At 58.4% G+C, this 22,934-nt stretch carries 25 protein-coding genes; 13 read left to right on the top strand and 12 right to left on the bottom strand.

Annotated features, from left to right (window positions below; translation table 11 throughout):
* Window positions 1-38: 38 nt before the first annotated feature.
* From murB to QPL96_RS07765, 8 genes are all read right to left on the bottom strand, one after another.
* Window positions 39-1,079 carry a UDP-N-acetylmuramate dehydrogenase gene (gene murB, locus QPL96_RS07800; protein ID WP_303286815.1) on the bottom strand — a complete coding sequence of 347 codons (1,041 nt, stop codon included), beginning with the start codon at window positions 1,077-1,079 and terminating at the stop codon, window positions 39-41.
* A gap of 63 nt (window positions 1,080-1,142) precedes the next feature.
* Window positions 1,143-1,937: a 3-deoxy-manno-octulosonate cytidylyltransferase gene (gene kdsB / locus QPL96_RS07795; RefSeq protein ID WP_303286814.1), complete on the bottom strand. Its 795-nt coding sequence runs from the start codon at window positions 1,935-1,937 to the stop codon at window positions 1,143-1,145.
* A 28-nt stretch (window positions 1,938-1,965) separates the two neighbouring features.
* Window positions 1,966-2,154: a Trm112 family protein gene (locus QPL96_RS07790; protein ID WP_303286813.1), complete on the bottom strand. Its 189-nt coding sequence runs from the start codon at window positions 2,152-2,154 to the stop codon at window positions 1,966-1,968.
* Window positions 2,155-2,173: 19 nt separating this feature from the next.
* A complete protein-coding gene (gene lpxK / locus QPL96_RS07785) occupies window positions 2,174-3,199 on the bottom strand; it encodes a tetraacyldisaccharide 4'-kinase (protein WP_303286812.1) in 1,026 nt (341 codons plus the stop codon).
* A complete protein-coding gene (gene msbA / locus QPL96_RS07780; RefSeq protein ID WP_303286811.1) occupies window positions 3,196-4,974 on the bottom strand; it encodes a lipid A export permease/ATP-binding protein MsbA in 1,779 nt (592 codons plus the stop codon). The genes lpxK and msbA overlap by 4 nt, the downstream gene beginning before the upstream one ends.
* Window positions 4,971-5,396 (bottom strand): biopolymer transporter ExbD, encoded by a 426-nt coding sequence (locus tag QPL96_RS07775; protein WP_303286810.1) that lies wholly within the window; start codon window positions 5,394-5,396, stop codon window positions 4,971-4,973. The genes msbA and QPL96_RS07775 overlap by 4 nt, the downstream gene beginning before the upstream one ends.
* Window positions 5,397-5,401: 5 nt before the next feature.
* Window positions 5,402-6,028, bottom strand: coding sequence for a MotA/TolQ/ExbB proton channel family protein (locus QPL96_RS07770; RefSeq protein WP_117617401.1), 627 nt, complete (start codon window positions 6,026-6,028; stop codon window positions 5,402-5,404).
* Window positions 6,029-6,100: 72 nt separating this feature from the next.
* Window positions 6,101-8,533: a DNA internalization-related competence protein ComEC/Rec2 gene (locus QPL96_RS07765; protein WP_303286809.1), complete on the bottom strand. Its 2,433-nt coding sequence runs from the start codon at window positions 8,531-8,533 to the stop codon at window positions 6,101-6,103.
* An 81-nt stretch (window positions 8,534-8,614) separates the two neighbouring features.
* Between QPL96_RS07765 and QPL96_RS07760 the strand changes: the two genes are divergently transcribed.
* Window positions 8,615-9,160 carry a DUF2062 domain-containing protein gene (locus QPL96_RS07760; protein ID WP_303286808.1) on the top strand — a complete coding sequence of 182 codons (546 nt, stop codon included), beginning with the start codon at window positions 8,615-8,617 and terminating at the stop codon, window positions 9,158-9,160.
* Here QPL96_RS07760 and QPL96_RS07755 read toward each other — a convergent pair.
* Both QPL96_RS07755 and QPL96_RS07750 read right to left on the bottom strand, forming a co-directional pair.
* On the bottom strand, window positions 9,148-9,837 hold the full coding sequence (locus QPL96_RS07755) for an ABC transporter ATP-binding protein (protein WP_303286834.1): 690 nt from the start codon (window positions 9,835-9,837) through the stop codon (window positions 9,148-9,150). The two genes, QPL96_RS07760 and QPL96_RS07755, sit on opposite strands and share 13 nt — an antisense overlap.
* Before the next feature lie 13 nt (window positions 9,838-9,850).
* Complete coding sequence (locus QPL96_RS07750) at window positions 9,851-11,092, bottom strand: lipoprotein-releasing ABC transporter permease subunit (RefSeq protein ID WP_303286807.1); 1,242 nt, start codon at window positions 11,090-11,092, stop codon at window positions 9,851-9,853.
* Between the two features lie 122 nt (window positions 11,093-11,214).
* Between QPL96_RS07750 and QPL96_RS07745 the strand changes: the two genes are divergently transcribed.
* From QPL96_RS07745 to infA, 9 genes are all read left to right on the top strand, one after another.
* Window positions 11,215-11,802 (top strand): PilZ domain-containing protein, encoded by a 588-nt coding sequence (locus tag QPL96_RS07745; RefSeq protein ID WP_303286806.1) that lies wholly within the window; start codon window positions 11,215-11,217, stop codon window positions 11,800-11,802.
* A gap of 106 nt (window positions 11,803-11,908) precedes the next feature.
* Window positions 11,909-12,211, top strand: coding sequence for a hypothetical protein (locus QPL96_RS07740; protein WP_303286805.1), 303 nt, complete (start codon window positions 11,909-11,911; stop codon window positions 12,209-12,211).
* Between the two features lie 106 nt (window positions 12,212-12,317).
* Window positions 12,318-13,367 (top strand): agmatine/peptidylarginine deiminase, encoded by a 1,050-nt coding sequence (locus QPL96_RS07735; protein WP_303286804.1) that lies wholly within the window; start codon window positions 12,318-12,320, stop codon window positions 13,365-13,367.
* Window positions 13,367-14,290: a carbon-nitrogen hydrolase gene (locus QPL96_RS07730; RefSeq protein WP_303286803.1), complete on the top strand. Its 924-nt coding sequence runs from the start codon at window positions 13,367-13,369 to the stop codon at window positions 14,288-14,290. Before QPL96_RS07735 ends, QPL96_RS07730 begins: the two co-directional genes overlap by 1 nt.
* A gap of 7 nt (window positions 14,291-14,297) precedes the next feature.
* Complete coding sequence (locus QPL96_RS07725) at window positions 14,298-15,209, top strand: MoxR family ATPase (RefSeq protein WP_303286802.1); 912 nt, start codon at window positions 14,298-14,300, stop codon at window positions 15,207-15,209.
* A 141-nt stretch (window positions 15,210-15,350) separates the two neighbouring features.
* The gene (gene trxB / locus QPL96_RS07720; protein WP_303286801.1) at window positions 15,351-16,304 is read left to right on the top strand and encodes a thioredoxin-disulfide reductase; all 954 of its coding nucleotides are present in this window, start codon (window positions 15,351-15,353) and stop codon (window positions 16,302-16,304) included.
* 198 nt (window positions 16,305-16,502) lie between these two features.
* Complete coding sequence (gene aat / locus QPL96_RS07715) at window positions 16,503-17,216, top strand: leucyl/phenylalanyl-tRNA--protein transferase (RefSeq protein ID WP_303286800.1); 714 nt, start codon at window positions 16,503-16,505, stop codon at window positions 17,214-17,216.
* The gene (locus QPL96_RS07710; protein ID WP_303286799.1) at window positions 17,217-17,930 is read left to right on the top strand and encodes an arginyltransferase; all 714 of its coding nucleotides are present in this window, start codon (window positions 17,217-17,219) and stop codon (window positions 17,928-17,930) included. It begins immediately after the preceding gene.
* 80 nt (window positions 17,931-18,010) lie between these two features.
* Window positions 18,011-18,229, top strand: a complete 219-nt coding sequence (gene infA, locus QPL96_RS07705) for a translation initiation factor IF-1 (RefSeq protein ID WP_014421226.1) — start codon at window positions 18,011-18,013, stop codon at window positions 18,227-18,229.
* Between the two features lie 103 nt (window positions 18,230-18,332).
* Here infA and clpA read toward each other — a convergent pair whose 3' ends face one another.
* Together clpA and clpS are read right to left on the bottom strand one after the other, a co-directional pair.
* Window positions 18,333-20,603: an ATP-dependent Clp protease ATP-binding subunit ClpA gene (clpA, locus tag QPL96_RS07700; RefSeq protein WP_303286798.1), complete on the bottom strand. Its 2,271-nt coding sequence runs from the start codon at window positions 20,601-20,603 to the stop codon at window positions 18,333-18,335.
* Window positions 20,604-20,621: 18 nt separating this feature from the next.
* Window positions 20,622-20,981 carry an ATP-dependent Clp protease adapter ClpS gene (gene clpS / locus QPL96_RS07695; RefSeq protein ID WP_303286833.1) on the bottom strand — a complete coding sequence of 120 codons (360 nt, stop codon included), beginning with the start codon at window positions 20,979-20,981 and terminating at the stop codon, window positions 20,622-20,624.
* A gap of 325 nt (window positions 20,982-21,306) precedes the next feature.
* On the opposite strand from clpS, the gene cspD reads away from it, so the two are divergent.
* The 3 genes from cspD (at window position 21,307) to QPL96_RS07680 (ending at window position 22,894) form a co-directional block, all read left to right on the top strand.
* Window positions 21,307-21,618, top strand: a complete 312-nt coding sequence (cspD, locus tag QPL96_RS07690) for a cold shock domain-containing protein CspD (protein WP_303286797.1) — start codon at window positions 21,307-21,309, stop codon at window positions 21,616-21,618.
* 185 nt (window positions 21,619-21,803) lie between these two features.
* Complete coding sequence (locus QPL96_RS07685; RefSeq protein ID WP_303286796.1) at window positions 21,804-22,442, top strand: pseudouridine synthase; 639 nt, start codon at window positions 21,804-21,806, stop codon at window positions 22,440-22,442.
* Window positions 22,439-22,894, top strand: coding sequence for an NUDIX hydrolase (locus tag QPL96_RS07680; protein ID WP_303286795.1), 456 nt, complete (start codon window positions 22,439-22,441; stop codon window positions 22,892-22,894). The genes QPL96_RS07685 and QPL96_RS07680 overlap by 4 nt, the downstream gene beginning before the upstream one ends.
* Window positions 22,895-22,934: the final 40 nt, after the last annotated feature.

Below are 22,934 nucleotides of genomic sequence, written 5' to 3'. Positions count from 1 at the left end.
CATGCTTAAACGCTGACGGTACTGCCGAACAAGTGCCGTCAGGGGCTCCCGGCCCCGGCAACAATGCCGGGTTCCATTTCCAGACCAACTCCGAACCGCTTCTTAACGGATTCCCGGATCTCCTCCGCCAGCGCCAGAATGTCTCTGCCACTGCCGCCGGAGTGATTAATGAGAACCAGCCCCTGGCGATTGTGAACACCCACCCGGGCATTCCGGAAACCTTTCCAGCCACTCTGGTCGATCAGCCAGGCCGCAGCCAGTTTAACGCCACGCTCCTGAGGGTATCCGACAATACCCGGATGCTGCGCTCTGAGCGAATCGAACTGCGCCATATCCACCACCGGGTTCTTGAAGAAGCTGCCGGCGTTGGGAATCATGGCCGGGTCCGGCAGCTTGCGCCTCCGGATCGCCATGACCGCCTCGGCGACATCCAGGGCGTTCAGAGCAGGGTCCGGCGTATCATCGAGGTACTCCTGAAGGTCACGGTAACCCAGTGCCAGAGGCTTGTTACGGGATAGCCCCAGGCGGATTTCCGTAATCACGAAACGACCGGGGGTGTGCCTGAACAGGCTATCGCGATAGGCGAAGCGGCACTCGGCATTGCTGAGGGTAACCAACTCACCGGTGGCACAATCCAGTGCCGTGACCGATTCCAGGCAGTCACGTAGTTCAACCCCATAGGCGCCAATGTTCTGAACCGGAGCGGCGCCTGCAGTGCCCGGAATCAGGGCCAGATTCTCAATACCGCGATAACCGGCCCTGGCAGCGTACAGGACAGCCTCGTGCCAGTTCTCTCCGGCGCCCAGAACCAGCGTGGCCCGGTGATCAACGACTCGCTCCCAGCTCCGCCCCCGGATGGCCATGCGAACAACCAGCCCCCGGAAATCACCGGCAAACACCAGATTACTTCCACCGCCGAGAATCAGAGTCTTGTGCGGCCCTTTTGCTGCCCACTCCAGCGACCAGGCCAGCTCGGCAGCACTTTCGACCTCGACAAAAAAACGGGCCCGGGCAGACACACGAAGCGTGTTCAGCGACTCCATCTGAACGTCTTCCAGGATCTCCGGATTCTGCCTCAAGTCAGCCGCTCCCGGATACCGGCCAGCAAACCCGCAGTACCACAGGAATCAATGTCTACCTGTTCAGCCATTGTCGTTGCTTCTCCTTTCCAGCCATTCCCTCACCCGTTTCAGATCGCTTTCGGTATCCACACCGGCGGGCGGATTCACCGACGCCACATCCACGTGGATCCGGGCGCCGTTATACAGGGCCCGCAATTGCTCAAGGGACTCGGTGAACTCGGTTGGCGCGGGCGCCCAACGGACAAACTGCCCCAGCACCGAGACCCGGTAACCGTAGATGCCGATGTGCCGGAAGTAACCGATGTGATCAGGCATGGAAACGTCGACACGGGTCAAAGGCGTGCCATCCTGCCAATGGTCCCGGGCCCAGGGAATGGGCGCACGGCTGAAATAATGGGCCATGCCCTGATGGTCGAACACCACCTTGACCACATTGGGGTTAAAAACCTGCTCCGGATCGTGGATGCGCTCGCACAGGGTGGCAATGGCGGCGTCCGGGTAAAACTCCAGATTGTCCGCCACCTGATTGATCAGCTCCGGCGGAATCAGGGGCTCATCACCCTGCACGTTTACGACACGATGGTCCGGCTCAAAACGGAGCACCCGTGCGACTTCTTCCAGCCGGTCGGTGCCGCTGGCATGGTTTGGCGATGTCATGACCACTTCAGTACCGAAGCCTTGGCAGACGCTCCGGATACGTTCGTCATCGGTCGCGACAACCACCCGGTCCGCCCGGCTTTCGCCGGCGCGCTCACAGACATGCTGAATCATGGGCTTTCCGGCGATATCCGCCAGCGGCTTCCCGGGAAGGCGGGTGGAGGCATATCGCGCCGGAATCACAACGGTAAAAGACATAGTGTCGCTACCCTGATGGCCTTTGACTTTAACGCTTGTGCAGGCGTTCGTCGGTGGACAGCGTCCGGGCCTCGGTGGCGAGCATGACCGGAATCCCCTCCCGGATCGGAAACGCCATGGCATCCTGATAACAGATCAGCTCGGTTCGGGCGTCATTGAGCTTCAGGTCGCCCTTGCAGACCGGACAGGCCAGCATTGCCAACAATTTTTTATCCATGGTGCTTACTCACTCGCTATCAAGAAGTTAACTGTTCAGAGCACTGGCGAACCCGCGCCAGAAGAGCGTCCCGGAACCGGTCCGGCAACCTGGCCTCAACGGCCAGGCTCCAGGCGTTGTCAGGAGCGAAACCACGGCATTTCACCGCGTCCTTCGCAGTCATAACGATCAAATCATCCGGGCCGGCATTCAGGTCGGCAACGCGGAAGCGATGATGATCCGGGAAAGCTGCTTCGGTAACCACGGCGCCCAGTGCCCTGAGTGTATCGAAAAAACGGGACGGATTGCCGATTCCCGCCACCGCCCTTACAGGCAGCCCCTTCAGATCAGAAATGGGCCGGGGTTTACCGGTCCTGACGTGAACCAGGGTTCCGGGTTCGAGTACCATTGAGTAGATCTGTGGGTGCTCTATACCGGCAAAACTCCCCATGACCTGATCGGAATGATCCGCTCCGTTAACAATAACAAAATCCACGGAGGCAAGCCGGGAGAGCGGTTCGCGCAGTGGTCCCACCGGAATCAGCGCACCGTTGCCAACGCCACGCCTGCCATCGAACACCGACAATTCCACATCCCGGGGCAGCTTGTAGTGCTGGAGACCGTCGTCACAGACAAGCAGGTTTCCGAGATTTCTGTCCAGGGCATATTCCGCCGCGCGCCGGCGCTGGGGATCCACAACAACCGGGCACCCGGTGCTGAGAGCCAGCATTACAGGCTCGTCGCCGGCCTCCAGGGGGCTGGTCCGGGCGTTAACTTCGAGGGGGTAATTAGCAGCCTTGCCACCATACCCGCGGCTGAGGATCACCGGGCGCCACCCGTCACCGGCCAGTTCAGAAACCAGCCAGGCGGTCAGGGGCGATTTACCGGTACCACCTGCGGTGATATTGCCAACAACCACAACCGGAACCGGCAGCGAGTCATCACGAGCCTCCCACGCAGAGCGGCGGCGGGCTTCCGCCAGGCTGCGGTATAGCCAGGAAAACGGTGCAAGAAACCCCAGAGGACGATGTCTGCCATACCAGAGACGGTCTAGCCACGAGCTCATGACTGCTCACTGAATTGCATCTGGTGCAACTGAGCGTAGGCGCCACCGGTGGCAAGAAGTTCATCATGACGGCCGGATTCAGCAATACGACCGTTTTCCATCACCAGTATCCGGTCTGCCTTTTCGATGGTGGACAAACGGTGTGCGATCACCAGGGTGGTACGCCCCCGCATCACGGTTTCAAGGGCATCCTGAATGTGGCGCTCGGATTCCGTATCCAGCGCAGACGTGGCCTCATCCAGGATCAGGATCGGTGCATTCTTGAGCAATGCCCGGGCAATAGCGAGCCTCTGGCGCTGGCCACCGGAAAGCATCACGCCGTTATCACCAATCATGGTGTCCAGGCCTTCGGGCATCCGGTCAATGAACTCGAGGGCATGGGCCTTGGCCGCTGCCTCCCGGATTTCTTCGCGACTGCAATCCCTGAGCGCACCATAGGCGATATTGGCGGCGATGGTGTCGTTGAACAGCACAACGCTCTGGGTGACCAGAGCAATCTGTGCCCGCAAGGCCTTAAGCGAGAAGTCCCGCAGTGAATGGCCATCGATGCGGATATCACCACCGGTAAATTCATAGAACCTCGGCAACAGGCTTACCAGGGTGGATTTCCCGCTTCCGGAGCGGCCGACCAGCGCAACACTCTGCCCTGCGGGAATCCGCAGCGAAATGCCTTCCAGTACGTTGTCCAACTGATCCCGATACCGGAAAGACACATCATCGAACTCGATCTTGCCTTCAACACGGCCGGGGGAATAGCTGCCCGGGTCTTGCTCCGGCGATTCGTCAATGGTTTCGAACACATCGTAAGCCGCCGCCACGCCCTTCTGTATCTTGGCGTGGACCGACGTTACCTGCCGGATGGGCTTGGCCATGGTCGTCGCCGCGGTTATAAACGCCACAAGCTGGCCGGTGGTCATCCCACCCCGGATTTCAGGAGCCAGCATCATCCAGACCAGACCGGCGATCGCAATGGCCACCAGCACCTGAATGACAGGAACACTGATCGCCTGAGTCGATGCCATCTTGAGACTTTGCCTGAGGTTTTTATCGTTAACTTCCCGAAAACGCTGGCGTTCGTAGTCTTCACCACCGAAGGTCCGCACCACCCGGTATCCGGTAATGGATTCGGAGGCCACATGGGTGATGTCTCCCATGGACCCCTGAATCCGCTGACTGATTTTTCGGAAACGTTTACTGGCATAACTCACCACCGCACCGATCAGCGGTCCGACGGCGAGAAAAATCAGTGTCAGCTTCCAGTTGGTGTACAACATGAAACCCAGCAGGCCAATGATGGTCAGGCCTTCACGCAGGGTAATCGTCACCGCATTGGTGGTGGCTTCCGCCACCTGCTCGACGTTAAAGGTAAGCTTGGAAACCAAACGTCCTGCCGCATGGTCATCGAAGTACCGGGAGGGCAGCGTCATCAGGCGATTGAATACGTCGTTACGCAGTGCGTTAATCACCTGACGGCCGACATAGCCGATAAAGTACTGGCTCAGGAAGGTTCCGGCCCCGCGAAACGCAAACACACCCACGATAACCAGGGTCAGCAACAGACGGTTCTGGTCGGTCGGGTTCTCAATGGCCGCAATCACATATTCCATGGCGGCCGCCATACCGGTCGAGGCAGCGGCATAGATAACGTTGCCAAGCACAGCAAGGGAAAACGCCATCCAGAACGGCTTCACGTAGGCCAGCAAACGCTTGTAGGTTTCCCAGCTGCCGGCCGGCACTGCCGGAGAGGGATCAGGCAGAGGCTCGGTTACCCTCACTGATTCTCAGCCTCCCGCTCCGTAGTGATACTCAGCTTTGCAAACCCCAGGCGGCCGGCAACATCCATGGCACGAACCACAAATTCGTGGGGGGTGCGGGCATCCGCCGTGATGATAAACGGCATCGAGCTGTTACCCTCTGCCAGCTCACGCACACCCCGCTCCAGGGTTTCACGCTGGTTATTGACCAGCGTGCGGTCGTTCAGGATGTACTGCCCTTCGGCATTGATCACCACGTCAATCTGCTTGACCTCCGAGGCCTCTGCGGGCTCCCCGCTTGCCTCCGGCAGTTCCACCTGCAGGTGGCTCTCCCGGGTAAAGGTTGTGGAAACCATAAAGAAAATCAGCAGCAGGAATACCACATCGATCAATGGTGTCAGGTCAACCCCGACTTCCTGGCTTCTCTGGCGCTTGAACTTCACGGTGTTCAGGCTCCTTCCACGTCGATTTCGCGGTCTCCGTGCACAACCTCAACCAGCTTGATGGCTTCCTGTTCCATGCCGACCACCAGCTCGTCTACCCTGCGGATGAAATAGCGGTGACAGATCAGCGCGGGAATGGCCACACTCAGGCCGGCGGCCGTGGTAATCAGCGCCTCGGAAATGCCACCGGCCAGGTTGCCCGCGTTACCGACACCAGCCAGTTGAATCTCGGCAAAGACCTTGATCATGCCGATCACGGTACCCAGAAGCCCCAGCAACGGTGTGATGGTGGCCACGGTGCCCAGCGGGTTCAGGAAGCGCTCCAGGTCATGGATCACCTGACTGGCTTCGTGCTCAATACTCTCTTTCATGATTTCGCGGCCATGCTTGGCGTTGATCAGGCCGCCGGCCAGAATCCGGCCAAGGGGAGATGATCCCTGAAGGGCTTTCAGTTTCCGGCCATTCAGTTCTTTTTTCTTGATCCAGCGCCACAGTTCGTTAATGGTCTGCGACGGCGCAACCCTGGAAGCACGAAGGGTCCAGAAACGTTCCAGAATGATGGCAAGCGCCAGTATGGAACAGGCAACAATTGGCACCATCAGAATGCCACCGGCTTTCAACAGCTCGAACACGCTTGGTCTCCCTGATTGTTTACAAGCCGCGCTACTTTAGCATAGCTACCCCTGGAGGCCACAGCGGCAATGTCACGGTATTTTACATTGGTCACGGGTCAGCCCCGGGCCACCGATCCAGAACGGCGCCTCACGACGCATTTCCTTTAACACCAACCGGTTATCGGCGATAGTCATCAATACGCTGCCGGAACAGGCGGTGTTCAGTGGGATCGCACCAGAGCGCCGGTAACGGGCGGTTACCATTTGATGGGGATGACCATACCTGTGGCGGTATCCGGCGGTATAGATTACCCAGTCGGGATCAAGCCCCTGAACCCAGGCTTCAGAAGAGGATGTCTTGCTGCCATGATGGGGAGCGATGACCACCCGACTGCCCGAATGACGCAATTTACCGCCGACCGAAAGAAAGGCCAGATACTGCGATTCCACGGACTCGGTAATATCCCCGGGCAGTATCCATTCAATACCCGATTCGGGATGATGGATCCGGATCACACAGGACGCATCGTTGCCCTCGGAAGCACCCTCCCCTTGCCAGTAGTCGATGGTCAGAGCTCCAAAGGTTTCGGTGGCCCGTTCACAGGGTACGATGGGCACACCCGGAATTTGATTCCTGATTGCCCCGGTTTCGCCGGCAACAACGCGACCGATTTCAACCTGCTCCGCGAGCTCTGATACACCTCCGGCGTGATCACTGTCCCCATGGCTTATCACCAGGGTATCGATTCTGTGGATGCCCTCGGCCTTCAGAGTTGGCAACAGCGTCGATTCAACGGCTGAAAACACCCCGGGCACGGCCGGCCCGGTGTCGTAGACAAGGACCTCCCGACCGTGACGGACAAGCACCGACAAGCCCTGCCCGACATCCCAAACCCGGATTTCGGGCTGATCCACCCGGGCATTCTGCGGTAACGATGAGGGTGAAGATCCCAGCCACACAAGTGCCGACACAACCGCCACCAGCCGAAACCCGTTGAATGGCGCAAACACCATAAACACAGTCAGCATCGATACCGCAGCGATTTCTTCGGTGCTGGCAGCGATTTCGGGCACTTGCCAACGTGCGAGCCAGTCCAGAAAATGCCAGAGCAGACCGAGCACCGTATCAAATGCGGGACCGAACAGGTTCGCCGCTTCCGGAATAGCGGCAGTCATCAGCCCGCCCGTGACCAGCAGGGGCATAACCACGAGGGATACCCAGGGAATCGAAATCAGGTTTGCCAGCAATCCCGCCAGGGGCTGCCCCTGCCCGAAAGTTTCCAGAACTGGCCATAAGCCGGCAAACACCGAGATCTGGGCAACCAACAGGCTAGCCAACCAACCGGCTCCTGCCAGTCGCGCTGAGAATACGGCGATAAGTACCGCTACGGCCGCAAACGACAGCCAGAATCCCTGATCCAGGGGTGCAAAAGGATCCAGCAACAAAACCACCGCCAGGGAAACCAGAAACGGTTGCCAGACGGGTGACTGTCGGGCCAACAGAAACAGCCAGCCGCCCACGATCACCATGACCAGTGCCCGGCGGGTGGGCACGGTAAAACCGGCCGCAAGAGCGTAGGCCAGGCAACATACCAGTACGGAAACAAAGGCAATCCGGCGTCCATTGAGTTCGCTCACGCGGCCGGCCGGCCAGGCCAGCAAGAGGCGTCGGCACAAAAAACCCGCACCCAGGGCGACCAGCCCCAGGTGCAAACCGGAGATCGCGACCAGATGAATGGTTCCCGTTGCTTTCAGAACATCCCAGTGCTTCTGTGTCATGTACCCGCGATGACCAATCAACAGTGAGGAAACCAGTGCGAAGTGTTCGGTGCCGCCGAACCGGTTTTGCACCCAGTCGCTCAACGCCAGGTGTGCACTCCGGTACCGGCAGTGCAGGGAACAAGGCACGGTTGGGTCCAGCTGAACGCTTCGGACACTGCCGGTGGCCCGGTAGCCTTTCCGGAACAGCCAGTTTTCATACCGGAAACCCACCGGGTTGAGGTTCCCGTGCGGTCTTTTGAGCTTGACCTCCAGGCGCAAACGGCCCCCCGGTAATCGCTCTGCTGCGTGACCATACCAGGCCAGCCGCAGCAAATCGGGCGGGCGCGCGCCCGGGACGTTTACCGGGGGAAGGTTATGCCAACGGGTAACACAGAAACTGAAGCGCAAACTGTCGAAACTTCCCGGTGACGGGATATCACACAGGTAACCGGATACCGACAGACGTTTCCCTTCGGCTTCAGGCGGCAACACTTCCGAAAGCTGGCTACGGGCATGCCATGCTGCCCAGGAAAGCCCCACCAGAAAGCCGAGAGCCAAAACCGTTAACCGGCGAATCACGACAGACGCCGGACGGAAAAGGGTCAAAAAAAGCAGAAGTCCGGGTGCTAACAGCCACTGCGGAGGTGGCAGTATCGACAGCCAATACAGTAAGATGACGCCACCAGAGAAGGCGATAACGCCCAGGACCGAGGCACCGCGCCTGCCCGGCGGGTACGGCGAGCTGTTCAGACTTCCGGACAATCCTTGTCCTCCCGTATGTCACATTTACCGGCGACATCCGATGTGCCGGTCTTTTAACTCCGTTTAAAGGCAGAACTTCCAATGCCGAAGAAGTTCATGAAACGCTATCTGCCCTCACCAGAGAAGGTGCAAGCGATGCAGTCGCTGAGCTTTCTGGGCGATATCCTTCACGAACCCAATCTCTGGCATATCAATCGCCACAGTGTTGCCCGCGCCTTTCTTGTCGGTGTCTGGTTCTGTTTCATACCCATGCCCTTCCAGATGCTTGCTGCTGCATTTTTCGCGATCTGGTTCAACGCCAATCTGCCGCTGTCGGTTGTTCTGGTCTGGATCAGCAATCCGGTAACCATGCCACCGATTTTCTATTTCAATTACAAAGTCGGGGCCTGGGCCCTTAGCCGCCCGGTTCTCAGTTTCGAGTTTCAGCTGTCATGGTCCTGGATCACTGAACGGCTCATGGACATAGGCATCCCCCTGTATCTTGGGTCCCTCATTGTTGCGACCGTGTCAGCCTGCCTTGCTTACCTGGTCATCCAATTCCTGTGGCGCCGGAAAATACGCACAGACTGGCAGGTGCGGCGGGTCAATCGCCGGAAACGTCGCCGGGAGACCGATCAGGCTTCCTGAATCAGCCGACCCTGTTCAAGCCGAAACACCCGCCCCAGACTCCGGGCCATTTTCATGTCATGGGTAACCATGACAAATGCAATGCCCAGTTGATCCCGGAGCGACTCGATCAGTGACCTGACCCCTTCTCCCGTGTGCTCGTCAAGATTGCCGGTTGGTTCATCCAGCAGTACACAATCCGGCTCATTGACCAGCGCCCGGGCAATGGCCACCCGCTGACGCTCACCGCCCGACAGTTCACCCGGCTTGTGGGTCAGGCGCGCAGCAAGGCCAACTCTGCCTAACAGCGTTTCCGCTTTGTTCCGGGCGTCAGCGACCGCCATGCCACCCAGTACGCAGGGCATCATGACGTTTTCCAGTGCCGAGAATTCCGGCAGCAAATGATGAAACTGGTACACAAACCCAAGGTAACGGTTACGGAACCTGGCGCGGCCGGCTTCGGAAAGCCGGTGAATATCCTTGCCGCAGATGGAAATCTGGCCCGATGACGGCTTGTCCAGCCCGCCAAGCAGGTTGAGCAGGGTGGTTTTACCGGCGCCACTGCTGCCAACGATGGCGACTGTTTCTCCGGGCGCCACGTTCAGGGAAATATCCGAGAAAATGGTGAGTTTTTCGGGGCCCTCACTGTAGGTACGGGTTACCTGCCGACAGTCAATCACCAGGGATGAATCCGCCATGACCGAATGCTCCTTACTCATAGCGAAGCGCCTCCGCGGGATCCACTCGCGAAGCCCGCCAGGCCGGGTAGATGGTAGCCAGAAGACTCATGGCAAGGCCGGCGCCACTGATTATGAAAACATCCTGCCATTGCAGCTGCGAAGGCAGGTAGCTGATGAAATAGACGTCGGCACTGAGAAACTGGTGCCCCAGCGCGCCTTCAAGCCAGGAAATGAAGGTACTGATATTGAGCGCGCCAAACACACCCAGTGAGGTGCCTATGACCGTGCCGAAGATACCGATCACCGCACCCTGAACAATGAAAATCCGCATAATCCGGCCCGGAGTCGCCCCCATCGTCCTGAGAATGGCGATGTCACCGGTTTTGTCGGTGACGACCATCACCAGGGTGGACACGATATTGAACGCCGCCACGGCGACAATAAACATAAGCAGCAGACCGATCATGGTTTTCTCCATGCGGATGGCCTGGAACAGATTGCCGTGGGTGCGGGTCCAGTCGGATACGTAATAACGCCCGCCAAGCTGCTTCGCAGCCTCTTCCGCTACCCGGGGAGCTGCAAACAGGTCATCCACCAGCAGGCGAATGCCTTGCGCCTTGCCTCCGGTGCGCATGAGTTTCGAGGCATCATCCATGTGGATCAGGGCGTAATTGCCATCCAGCTCCGCCCCGACGCTGAACACGCCCTTTACCGTAAATCGCTTGAGCCGCGGCAGTACACCCGCAGGCGTTATGGATGCCTCTGGCAGCACCACCGTAACCTTGTCACCCACCTGGAGGCGCAGACTGGCCGCCATCAGCCGACCGATAATAATGCCGAACTCACCGGACACCAGGTCATCAAGCCTGCCTTCGATCATGTGATTTTCAATGATGGAGACGGTGCGTTCCTCTTCCGGCAGGATGCCATTGAGCACCACGCCGCGGACATTCCCACCGCCAGTGACCATGCCCTGCCCCTGAATAAAGGGCGCTGCTGCCAGCACGCGGGGATGCTCCTCAACCTGGGCATCCACGGATTTCCAGTCGTCCAGGGGGCCTGTGCCCTGAATCGTGGCGTGGGGCACCATACCGAGAATTCTCTGCTTGAGCTCCCGGTCGAATCCGTTCATCACGGAAAGAACAATAATCAGGACCGCAACACCCAGCATCAACCCGATCATCGACGTCAGGGAGATAAAGGAAATGAAGTGATTCCGGCGCTTGGCCGCCGTGTATCGCAAGCCTATATAAAACGATAAGGGTCTGAACATGGAGAGGCGCCTGTTGCTACCTTCAGATCTGTCGTGGTCTGGTTTTCCCTGGCACCTTCCAGCACAGAGGGAAACTGCTAAACTACTCTGTATCAATAAAATTTCAGTTTTCCGGAGCCAAGATGCCGTCATCCAACATCCCCAGCGAACCGGCGGATTATTCACCCGAGCGCCGGGACTTTTTCCGCATTGAAGACCGAATCGGCCTGGAAATCCGCAAGCTTGCGCCCGACACACCCCTGGATGCGGATGCTTTCGACGGCGACCATCTTGAAAGCCTGAAAGCGGAGTTCAGGCGGCTGGACCAGGACGTGAAGTCCCAGCTTGCCAGCCTTGCCGAGAGAGACCGGTTACTTACCGGACTCATCAAATCCCTGAACGGCAAGCTGGATACGCTTGCGCGCATTATGGCCTTTGAGCAAAATCCGTTGCAACCGGAGGACTGGCAGGATGTGACCCTGAGCGAGGGTGGCCTGTCATTCTCAAGCAGTGCGCCGGCCTGGCAACCCGGGGACCGGCTTGCGGTCCGCATGACACTTCCGCCGGAGCTTTTCCAGCCTCAGGCTATCGCCCGGGTACTTGAGGTACACCCCGACGCCTCAGGTGGGGCAAGGGTCCACACCGAGTTTGCCCGGATTGATGACGGCGACCGGCAGCAGATCGCGCGGCATGTGATGCGGTGGCAGATTCGCCAGCGCCAAAAAGAGTAGACTGGGAAAACGGGTGACTTTTACTGATCTTTTTCGGATATTACGCTTTATCCATGTCCTCCGGAGCAAACTTTCAGAGGACGTTAGCCTTCATGGAGATCGATCAATGAAAAAAAACAGAATCCTGCTCGGCGTACTGGCTCTGTCTACCACCCTGACCCTTTTCCCGGCCGCATCTGCGGTTGCAGAGCAAATCCGCGTACCGGTGGGAACCCAGGCAGATCGCGACCAGGCAAACGTTCCTGGCACCGGAATGAGCCAGGCTTCGGTGCGGGCTTCCTGGGGCGCCCCCCTGGAAATTCAGGGTCCGGTTGGCCAACCTCCCATCAGCCAGTGGCACTACCCGACTTTTGTCGTTTATTTCGAAAATGATCGGGTAATCCATACCGTTCTCAAGCACAATCGCTGAATAGCCGATAGCGGCCCTCAAAGGCCCGAATTTCCCCACTCATGTCCTGACGTTCAGCCGACCTTTGGTTAGAATGGCGTCCTTTGTGATTTAAGGTGGCTGCGAAGTGACAACCAGACGCGTATTGCCCGCAGAGTGGGCTCCCCAGAGTGCCATAATGCTGACCTGGCCTCACCCCGGAACAGACTGGGCGGATATACTTGATGAGGTCGAGCCGGTATTCCTCGACATTGCCAGGGCCGTACTTCGCTACGAGAACCTCCTGATCAGCTGCGAGTACGTCGCCCGTTTGCAGGAACTTGACCGGGATCTGAACCGGTACGCTGAGGAAAACGGCTTTCCGGGTCGGGTACGCACCGTTCCGGCACCGGCAAACGACACCTGGGCCAGGGATCATGGTCCGATTACCATCGCAACCGATAACGGCCCGGTGCTGCTCGATTTCCGCTTCAATGCCTGGGGCGGAAAATTCCCCTTCGAAAAAGACGACGCCCTCAACCATCACCTGGCCAACGCCGGCGTATTCGGCGCCACCCCGATGCAGCGAGTCGACTTTGTACTGGAAGGCGGCTCCATCGAATCCGATGGCCAGGGCACTCTGCTGACCACCTCTGAGTGCCTGCTGACCCCCTCGCGAAATCCCTCCGTGGACCGGACCGCGATTGAGCAACTGCTGGCCGAGGTTCTGGGCGTTACCCGCATTCTCTGGCTTAACCACGGCTATCTTGAAGGCGATGACACCGACAGCCATGTCGATACACTGGCCAGATTCTGCGCCCCGGACCACATCTGTTATGTGGCCTGCCCGGATGTCGCAGACGAACACTACAGCGCCCTGGCTGCCATGGAGGAGGAGTTGCAGGAATTCCGCCAGCCGAACGGTACTCCCTACAAGCTGACAGCCCTGCCCTGGCCGGAGGCGATCCAGGATGCAGACGGACAACGCCTGCCTGCCACCTATGCGAATTTCGTGATTATCAACGGTGCGGTGCTGCTTCCCGTCTATGGCGTTGCCCAGGACGAAGAGGCAATTACCGTCATGAAGGCGATCTTCCCTTCCCGCGACATTGTGCCGATTGATTGCCGGGCCCTGATTCATCAGCACGGCAGCCTTCACTGTGTCACCATGCAGATTCCGGCCGGGGTCGTTACCTGATGAGCATTGATTCAAGCAACAACCGGATCACCATCGCAGCCATTCAGCAGGCCTGCAGTCCGGACAAGGCCGCCAGCCTCGCCACCACGGAAAAACTTGCCAGGGAAGCCGCAGCAAACGGTGCTGATCTGATTATTCTGCAGGAGCTCCACGCCACGCTGTACTTCTGCCAGACCGAAGACACCTCGGTTTTCGGGCTGGCCGAACCCATACCGGGGCCGACCAGCCAGAGACTGTCTGATCTGGCCCGTGAGCTGGGCATTGTCCTGGTAGGGTCCATCTTTGAACGGCGGATGAACGGTGTTTATCACAACACCGCCGTGGTGTTTGAGAAAGATGGCTCCATGGCCGGGCTGTACCGGAAAATGCATATCCCGGATGATCCCGGTTTCTATGAAAAGTTCTACTTCACCCCCGGTGACGCGCAGTTCAACGATGGCCGCAGTGGTTTCACTCCCATTGACACCTCCGTGGGCAGGCTGGGCGTCCTGGTTTGCTGGGACCAGTGGTACCCGGAAGCGGCCCGACTGATGGCCCTGGCTGGCGCCGAGATTCTTATCTACCCCACAGCCATCGGCTGGGATGTCACCGACAACCCCGACGAACAGGCCCGGCAACTGGAAGCCTGGATAACCGTGCAACGAGGCCACGCGGTCGCCAACAATCTGCCGGTGGTGGCACCAAACCGCGTTGGCACCGAGCCGGATCCTTCCGGCCAGGGCGATGGCATCCGCTTCTGGGGTAACAGTTTTATTTGCGGCCCCCAGGGCGAATTTCTTGCCCGGGCCGATGACAACTCCGAATGCATACTGACCGTACCGATTGATCGCAACCGCAGTGAATCGGTTCGTCGCATCTGGCCGTATCTGAGAGACCGCAGGGTTGACGCCTATGGCGATATTCTCAAACGCGTGAGGGACTGAGCCGGGAATGAAAAAACTGGTCGATACCGTTGTCAGTGAACTGAACCAGATACTTCTGGGCAAGGATCAACAGGTCCGTCTTGCTCTCTGTGGGCTTCTGGCCCGGGGCCACCTGCTGATTGAAGACATTCCCGGCATGGGCAAAACCACCCTCTCCCATGCCCTGGCCAAAGTGATGGGGCTCAGCTACCAGCGCATCCAGTTTACCAACGACCTGCTGCCAGCCGATGTGCTTGGCTACTCCATGTACGACAAACAGGCCGGCAGCCTGGTTTTCCACCCGGGTCCGATCTTCGCCCAGGTAGTACTGGCCGATGAAATCAACCGGGCATCACCACGCACCCAAAGCGCCCTGCTTGAAGCCATGGAAGAGCGCCAGGTGTCCATCGAGGGTGAAACCCGGCCATTACCCCACCCGTTCTTCGTGATTGCCACCCAGAACCCGAGCGAACAGGGTGGTACTTATCCTCTTCCGGAATCCCAGTTGGACCGGTTCCTGATGCGCCTGCGCCTGGGCTATCCCGACCCCAGGGCCGAGCGGGAACTGCTGGAAGGCGAAGACCGGCGCGTGCTGACCGAAAGGCTTGTCACCCTGCTCTCCCGGGACGATCTGAAGACCCTCCAGGAAGCCGTAACCCGGATAACCGCCAGCCCGGCCCTGCTGGACTATATTCAACGCCTGCTGGAGCAAAGCCGCAGAATGCCGGGACTGCTGTACGGGCTCTCGCCCAGAGCCGGACTCGGCCTGCTGCGAGCTGCCAAGGCATGGGCCCTGATGGAGGGCCGGCATCACGTACTGCCGGATGACATCCAGGCCGTCTTCCCGGCCGTGGCGGAACATCGCCTGGAGCAGGGCGAATCCGGCAAAAGCACCGAACGTGTCAGACAGCTGCTTGCCTCCGTTCCAGTGCTTGAGTAAATAGCAAGGTTTTATAAGCGGTATTACCCAAAACAAATGGCAGGCCGCGTCTTTCATGTTAGCCTTTCCACTTTTCCTTGAAGCGTCTGGCCCTGAATACCGGGCCGGGCAACCTACGGCTTTTTCAGTGAGAGATCTTCAATGAGCGACACCAGACATTCCCGACTGATCATCCTCGGTTCCGGCCCGGCGGGCTACACCGCTGCTGTCTACGCAGCCCGCGCCAACCTGAACCCGACCCTGATTACCGGCATTGAAGTCGGCGGCCAGCTCACCACCACCACCGACGTGGACAACTGGCCCGGCGACAATGACGGCGTACAGGGCCCCGAACTGATGCAGCGCATGCTCAAACACGCCGAGCGCTTTGAAACCAGCATCGTCTATGACACCATCAACGAAGCCGACTTGCGCAACCGCCCCTTCCGCCTCAAGGGCGACGGCGGCGAATACACCTGCGACGCCCTGATCATCGCAACCGGCGCCTCCGCCATGTACCTCGGCCTCGAATCCGAAGAGAAATTCAAAGGCCAGGGCGTCTCCGCCTGCGCCACCTGCGATGGTTTCTTCTACAAAAAACAGAAAGTCGCCGTCATCGGCGGCGGCAACACCGCCGTTGAAGAGGCCCTCTACCTCTCCAACATCGCCGACGAGGTCACCCTGGTCCACCGCCGAGACAGCCTCAGAGCCGAAAAAATCCTCCAGGACAAACTGTTCGAGAAAGCCAAAAACGGCAACGTCAACATCGTCTGGGACCACACCCTCGACGAAGTCCTGGGCGACGGCACCGGCGTCACCGGCATGCGCATCAAAAGCATGAAAGACGGCTCGACTCAGGACAAGGAACTGGCAGGCGTCTTCATCGCCATCGGCCACAAACCCAACACCGACCTGTTCCAGGGCCAGCTGGACATGGAAAACGGCTACATCCGCATCCGCTCCGGCCTCGAAGGCATGGCCACCCAGAGCAGCATCCCCGGCGTCTTCGCCGCCGGTGACGTAGCCGACCACGTCTACCGCCAGGCCGTCACCTCCGCCGGCTTCGGCTGCATGGCCGCCCTGGATGCTGAAAAGTTTCTGGATCAACAAAACTGATTGTGATTGAGTAAGAGTACGAAGAAGGAACGCGAACTCAGGAGTTTGCAAAGGCTGCTGGGAACCCACTTCTGAAACTGTGCGGAGCCATGGATGGCGGAGCCAAGCGTACATGGACGTATTCACAGCATGTTTCAGAAGTGGGTTCCAGCAGCCGCTACTCCCAAAGCCCAACCCCCCAGTAAATGCCGGATAAGGATGACCTCACTACCCTGGCTAGACCCTGACCAACTCTGGTTCCCCCCCGCCAACGAAGCCCTGGACGACCCAGACGGGCTACTGGCCCTGGGTGGCGACCTGTCCACAGACAGACTCATCCTCGCCTACCGGAACGGTATCTTCCCCTGGTACAGCGACGAACAACCCATACTCTGGTGGTCCCCCAACCCCCGATGCGTGCTGTTCCCGAACGAAATCCACGTATCCCGAAGCCTCCGCCGCACCCTGAACCAGCAACGCTTTGTGGTCACCGCTGATCTGGCCTTCGGGCGAATTATCCGCCTGTGCGCCTCCACCCGGGCCGAGGGCACCTGGATCACAGAAGACATGATCACCAGCTACGCCAAACTGCACCGAATGGGCACGGCGCACTCCATCGAAGTCTGGAACCGCCGCGGCGATCTGGCCGGCGGGATGTACGGCCTGACCATCGGCCGGTGCTTCTTCGGTGAATCCATGTTCTCCCTGGAGACCAACGCCTCCAAAGTGCTGATGGTCCACCTTGCCCATCAGCTAAACGCGTGGGGCTACCGAATCATGGACTGCCAGGTGGAAAGCCGCCATCTCCTGACCATGGGCGCCAGAGTTATTCCCCGGGAAGAGTTTTTATCTATACTCAGGACGAGCATCGATCAGAAACCGGATCAGACCGACTGGACCTTCCGCTGGCAATGGCCCGGGCCGGAGGCGTAAATGAGCAATCTCAGAACCCTGGTATTCTTTGCGACCCCACCACACAATTGCAGCTATCTGCCAGACCGCGAGGCAACGACCATGTTCGTGGATCCGCGGGCCCATATCGACAAAAAACTCTACAGCCAGCTCACTGTCCTCGGCTTCCGCCGCAGCGGGTCCCATTATTACCGCCCCCACTGCGAGCAGTGTAATGCCTGCATTCCCGTTCGCCTGAAGGTCGATGATTTCAGGCCTGATCGTAGCCAGAGACGGGTACTCCGGAAAAATGAGGACCTGCAGTGCACAATGGTGCCGGCCAGCTTCACCGAAAGATACTACCGGCTCTACGCCACTTACATTGAACAGCGGCACCAGGACGGCGACATGTACCCGCCATCCCGGGAGCAGTTCACGTCTTTCCTGGTGGAGGGGGCAACCGATTCCTGGTTCCTCGAAATCCGCAGGGACGACCACCTTGTCGGGCTGGCAGCCGTGGACCTGCTGGACGACGGTCTCTCCGCCATTTACACCATATTCGACCCCGAACTGGAAGACCGGAGCCTGGGCACCTACGCCATCCTCTGGCAGGTTGAGGAAACCCGCCGCAGGGGCCTGCCCCATCTGTATCTCGGTTACTGGATCAGGCAGTGCCGGAAAATGAACTACAAAACCCGGTTCCGTCCCATTGAGGCGCTGCGTGACGGTCGCTGGCGAGAACTGAGTGATGGCTGACTTTGCCAAACGCGGACAAATCAGGCAGAATTGCGCAATTTAAAATCACGAGAAGCATATCCAAACGAGGTTTCTACTGAATGGCGAAATCAGATGTCATTGAAATGGAAGGCGTTATTATCGACACCCTTCCAAACACCATGTTCCGGGTTGAGCTGAGCAACGGTCACGTTGTCACCGCTCACATCTCCGGCAAGATGCGCAAGAACTATATCCGCATCCTGACAGGTGACAAGGTCAAGGTTGAGCTGACTCCCTACGACCTGAGCAAGGGCCGCATTGTGTACCGCGCCCGCTAAGGCTCAGGTGACATCTGGAAGCCTCTTCGGGGGCTTTTTTTGTCAAGCCATAAAAAACCGCTGCCCGGTTGCCCGGACAGCGGTTTTTCTTTACGTTGGCACCTCAGACGGCTTCCGCCGGTTCGTCCTCGTACTCGAACACCAGCTCATCGTCACGGAGATGGATATACACATCCCCGCCCTTCTCTGACAGGCGTCCGAACAGGATCTGCTCGGCCAGCGGGCGCTTGACCTTGTCCTGAATCAGACGGGACATCGGACGGGCACCCATGGTGACGTCGTAGCCTTTGTCCGCCAGCCAGGATTTCGCAGCATCATCCACATGCAACACAACATGCTTCTCGTCCAGTTGTGCCTGCAGTTCGGTCAGGAACTTGTCCACCACATGGGTAATGGTGTCCTTCTGCAGGTCGCCGAACTGGATGATACCGTCAAGACGGTTGCGGAACTCCGGCGTGAAGGTCTTGCTGATAATCTCCATGCCATCGGTGCTGTGGTCCTGTTCGCTGAAGCCAATCGAACGGCGGGCCATACTTTCCGCCCCGGCATTGGTTGTCATAACCAGGATTACGTGGCGGAAGTCTGCCTTACGGCCGTTATTATCCGTCAGTGTACCGTGGTCCATCACCTGCAGTAGCAGGTTGAAGACTTCCGGGTGGGCCTTTTCGATTTCATCCAGCAACAACACACAATGGGGGTGCTTGGTGACAGACTCCGTCAGCAGGCCGCCCTGATCGTATCCGACATAGCCCGGCGGCGCACCGATCAGTCTTGAGACCGTGTGGCGCTCCATATACTCCGACATGTCAAAGCGCACCAGCTCAATTCCCAGAACCTTGGCCAGTTGTTTGGTGACCTCGGTTTTACCGACACCTGTCGGCCCGGCGAACAGAAACGCACCTTCCGGCTTCTCAGGCGCCTTCAGGCCGGCACGGGCCAGCTTGATGGACGTAGAGAGCGACTCGATGGCCGGATCCTGACCGAACACCACCATCTTCAGGTCCCGTTCGATATTGCGAAGCAGGTCCTTGTCGCTGGTGGAGACGTTCTTCGGCGGAATGCGGGCTATGTTCGCTACCACATCTTCGATATCAGTTACGTCGACGGTCTTCTTGCGCTTGCCTTCCGGCTGCAACCGCTGCCGGGCGCCCGCCTCATCAATCACATCAATAGCCTTGTCTGGCAGATGACGATCAGTGATGTACCGGTCCGCCAACTCCGCGGCAACCTGCAAGGCCTTGTCCGTGTACTTGAGGTCGTGGTGCTTCTCGAAGTTCGGCTTCAGCCCCTTGAGGATCTGGTAGGTATCCTCAACGCTGGGCTCATTGATATCGATTTTCTGGAAGCGGCGGGCCAGCGCACTGTCCTTCTCGAAGATGCCACGGAATTCCTGAAACGTGGTGGAGCCAATGCAACGGATCTCCCCGGAACTCAGCATCGGCTTCAGCAGGTTGGAAGCATCCATAACGCCACCGGACGCAGAACCTGCACCGATAATCGTGTGGATCTCGTCGATAAACAGAATCGCGTGGCTCTCTTTCTTGAGTTCCGCCAACAGCCCTTTCAGGCGTTTCTCGAAATCACCGCGATACTTGGTACCCGCCAGCAAGGCACCGAGATCCAGCGAGTAGACCACCGCATCGGAAATGATGTCGGGTACCTGACCATCCACGATTCGCTTGGCAAGCCCTTCAGCGATGGCGGTCTTGCCTACGCCGGCCTCACCGACCAGCAGCGGGTTGTTCTTGCGACGGCGCACCAGAATCTGCACTACCCGCTCAACCTCGTGCTCGCGCCCGATGAGTGGATCAATCCGGCCCTGGCGGGCCTGCTCGTTGAGATTGGTTGCGTAACTTTCCAGTGGCTTGGAAGGGCCACCCTCCTCTCCGGCTTCTTCATGGGAAGCCTGATCATGGCTTTCCTGATCTTCGACGCCCTGAACCCGGGAGATTCCATGAGAGACGAAATTGACCACATCAATGCGGGCAATGCTCTGTTTCTTGAGCACATACACCGCCTGGCTTTCCTGCTCGCTGAAGATAGCGACCAGCACATTGGCCCCGGTTACCTCTTTCTTGCCCGAGGACTGAACATGGAACACCGCCCGTTGCAGCACTCGCTGGAAACCCAGCGTGGGCTGGGTCTCCCGCTCACTGTCACTGCTCGGGATCAATGGTGTTGTTGAGTCAACAAACTCGACCAGTTCCTCCTGAAGTCGCTTGAGGTCCGCACCACAGGCCTTCAGGACGCCCACCGCCGATTCGTTATCGAGCAGGGCCAGCAACAAATGCTCCACAGTCATGAACTCATGACGCTTATCGCGGGCATTCTTGAAGGCCGTGTTCAGCGTAATTTCCAGATCTTTGCTCAGCATGGGCCACCCCAACGTCTTTCAGTCCGCACGTTCAATCTCGCAAAGGAGCGGATGTTCGCATTCCGAGGAATACTGGTTCACCTGTGCCGCCTTTGTTTCCGCGATGTCCCGGGTAAATACCCCGCATACGGCTTTTCCCTGCGTATGGACGAGCAGCATCACCTGTGTCGCCTTTTCCTCGTTCATTCCGAAGAACGTCATCAGCACATCCACCACAAAATCCATGGGTGTGTAATCGTCGTTCAGCAGCACCACCCTGTAGCGCGCCGGGCGCTTGAGAGCAGGCTTCTCGGGAGCAACGCTGAGCTCATCCTGCCGCCCCGGCTGTTCGTCCTCCCCCTGATTCAATACTAGTAGAGAATTTTCGATAGTCCGCATCATTGCTTACCGGTTTATCGGTGCTCCTGTCTAAATGTGGATGTCGGCCCCGGGGTTTTCAAGCAGGGCGCGCGGGATATTTCCCGATACGAACATGATACCGCTTCCAGACTGCGTTCAACCACACATTCCCGGCACAGAAACTATTGACTCGACGCAACGATTGGCCGAAAGTTAACTGGCATTGTAAAATAATGTTAATCCATGCAGTGTTTGTGTAACTCAATTCGGGCGGGGATTCGAATCGAAGGTGCAACCGCCGAAAGACAAACACCACGAAACCATGAACAAGAACAGTGACAGCAAAAGAACAGGGGAGTTCATCATGCCAAGAGGCAAAGTCAAGTGGTTCAACAATGCCAAAGGGTACGGATTCATCATCGAGGATGGTTGCAGTGACGACCTGTTTGCTCACTTCTCGTCGGTCCAAATGGACGGTTACAAGACCCTGAAAGCCGGTCAGGCCGTATCCTTTGATAAAAAGCCAGGCGACAAGGGCATTCACGCAGTCAACATCATTCCGGAAGAGCAGCCCGTCAGCAAGGCCCAGACAGGTGCCGGAAGCCACGCTGCGAAAGCATCGGGGCAACAGGAACCCGGTCGGGACGGTTATCCGCCCCGTGCAGTAAACGGCTGACCTGTCTGGCATCTGGGTCTGACTCCCCACCGGCGAGAGCGGGTGGGGTGTGTTGTTTTTCTCTGAAAACCTGGCGATCCTGCCAACGGCTGCGATCCGACGCCGAAATCTGACTTTGTCAGTCCTTACCTTTGAAGTACCCTAGCCTCTGAAGCACACTGCAACTTCTGGAAACCTGCGAGTGCATGGCCGAGCTCATTCTTTTCAACAAACCCTTTCAGGTCCTGAGCCAGTTTACCGACGATGGCGCCGCTGGAGGAGACTCGCCGCGCGCGACGCTGGCGGACTACCTGCGGATTCCCGGCGTCTATCCGGCCGGTCGACTGGATTATGATTCTGAGGGCCTGCTTCTGCTGACATCCGAGGGTGCTTTGCAGCACCGGATTGCATCGCCGGCACTCAAGATGCCCAAGACCTATTGGGCGCAGGTGGAAGGTGAGATTTCAGACGACGCCCTGAGGCGTCTGACGGAAGGCGTTGATCTGAAAGATGGCCTGACGCGGCCAGCAAAAGCCACAAGAATGTCCGCGCCGGCCATCTGGCCCCGGACACCTCCTGTAAGGCACCGCGATAGCGTTCCAACCAGCTGGCTGGAGCTGACCATGACCGAAGGCAGGAACCGGCAGGTCCGGCGAATGACCGCCGCGGTCGGCTTCCCGACGCTGCGACTGATCCGTTACCGCATTGGCGACTGGACCCTGGATGGCCTGAAGTCCGGTGAATACCGGAGAGTCACCGTCAACCTGCCGGCCAGCTCAAACACCAAATCCCGCCCCGGTGGTGCCGGACCCGGGGCCCGATCCCGGAGAACCAGAAAGTCATGACCTGGACACCCCACGCCACTGTAGCGGTTGTTGTTGAAGATCAGGCAGGACGTTTTCTCATGGTGGAGGAGTTCAGCGGCGGCAAGGTTGTTTTCAACCAGCCCGCCGGCCATATCGAGGAAAACGAGGCCATACTCGATGCCGTTCGCAGGGAAACCCTGGAGGAAACCGGGTGGGAGATTGACCCGGTACACTTTTTGGGCATCTACACCTACAAGGCGCCGGCCAATGGCGTTACCTATTATCGCTTCTGTTACGTTGCCCGGGCAGGGGCGAAGGTTTCAGACCACCTGGATGACGGCATCATTGCCGCCCACTGGCTGACCCTTGACGAGATTCGTGGCCTCGGCGAAAAACTTCGCAGCCCGCTTGTCCTGCGGTGCATAGAAGATTACCGAAACGGCCGCCAATACCCGCTGGACGTCGTCGTCGATTCAAAGACGGCGTACTAGGAAAATGGTAAACTCGCAGTTTTTTAACCGGTAGCGACGC

It is taken from the genome of Marinobacter sp. SS8-8 (assembly GCF_030540945.1).
Lineage (GTDB): Bacteria > Pseudomonadota > Gammaproteobacteria > Pseudomonadales > Oleiphilaceae > Marinobacter.
Note: the sequence above shows the minus strand (reverse complement) of the source record. Positions and strands in the feature narration are given on the sequence as shown.

What these genes read in the sequence shown, in the direction of transcription:
- QPL96_RS07740 (WP_303286805.1), top strand. Translation starts at nt 11,909, where the DNA reads ATGAAAAAAAACAGAATCCTGCTCGGCGTACTGGCTCTGTCTACCACC.
- QPL96_RS07685 (WP_303286796.1), top strand. Translation starts at nt 21,804, where the DNA reads ATGGCCGAGCTCATTCTTTTCAACAAACCCTTTCAGGTCCTGAGCCAG.
- infA (WP_014421226.1), top strand. Translation starts at nt 18,011, where the DNA reads ATGGCGAAATCAGATGTCATTGAAATGGAAGGCGTTATTATCGACACC.
- QPL96_RS07730 (WP_303286803.1), top strand. Translation starts at nt 13,367, where the DNA reads ATGAGCATTGATTCAAGCAACAACCGGATCACCATCGCAGCCATTCAG.
- QPL96_RS07725 (WP_303286802.1), top strand. Translation starts at nt 14,298, where the DNA reads ATGAAAAAACTGGTCGATACCGTTGTCAGTGAACTGAACCAGATACTT.
- QPL96_RS07790 (WP_303286813.1), bottom strand. Translation starts at nt 2,154, where the DNA reads ATGGATAAAAAATTGTTGGCAATGCTGGCCTGTCCGGTCTGCAAGGGC.
- kdsB (WP_303286814.1), bottom strand. Translation starts at nt 1,937, where the DNA reads ATGTCTTTTACCGTTGTGATTCCGGCGCGATATGCCTCCACCCGCCTT.
- QPL96_RS07755 (WP_303286834.1), bottom strand. Translation starts at nt 9,837, where the DNA reads ATGGCGGATTCATCCCTGGTGATTGACTGTCGGCAGGTAACCCGTACC.
- cspD (WP_303286797.1), top strand. Translation starts at nt 21,307, where the DNA reads ATGCCAAGAGGCAAAGTCAAGTGGTTCAACAATGCCAAAGGGTACGGA.
- QPL96_RS07750 (WP_303286807.1), bottom strand. Translation starts at nt 11,092, where the DNA reads ATGTTCAGACCCTTATCGTTTTATATAGGCTTGCGATACACGGCGGCC.
- QPL96_RS07710 (WP_303286799.1), top strand. Translation starts at nt 17,217, where the DNA reads ATGAGCAATCTCAGAACCCTGGTATTCTTTGCGACCCCACCACACAAT.
- lpxK (WP_303286812.1), bottom strand. Translation starts at nt 3,199, where the DNA reads ATGAGCTCGTGGCTAGACCGTCTCTGGTATGGCAGACATCGTCCTCTG.
- QPL96_RS07760 (WP_303286808.1), top strand. Translation starts at nt 8,615, where the DNA reads ATGCCGAAGAAGTTCATGAAACGCTATCTGCCCTCACCAGAGAAGGTG.
- clpA (WP_303286798.1), bottom strand. Translation starts at nt 20,603, where the DNA reads ATGCTGAGCAAAGATCTGGAAATTACGCTGAACACGGCCTTCAAGAAT.
- QPL96_RS07745 (WP_303286806.1), top strand. Translation starts at nt 11,215, where the DNA reads ATGCCGTCATCCAACATCCCCAGCGAACCGGCGGATTATTCACCCGAG.
- clpS (WP_303286833.1), bottom strand. Translation starts at nt 20,981, where the DNA reads ATGCGGACTATCGAAAATTCTCTACTAGTATTGAATCAGGGGGAGGAC.
- QPL96_RS07680 (WP_303286795.1), top strand. Translation starts at nt 22,439, where the DNA reads ATGACCTGGACACCCCACGCCACTGTAGCGGTTGTTGTTGAAGATCAG.
- trxB (WP_303286801.1), top strand. Translation starts at nt 15,351, where the DNA reads ATGAGCGACACCAGACATTCCCGACTGATCATCCTCGGTTCCGGCCCG.
- aat (WP_303286800.1), top strand. Translation starts at nt 16,503, where the DNA reads ATGACCTCACTACCCTGGCTAGACCCTGACCAACTCTGGTTCCCCCCC.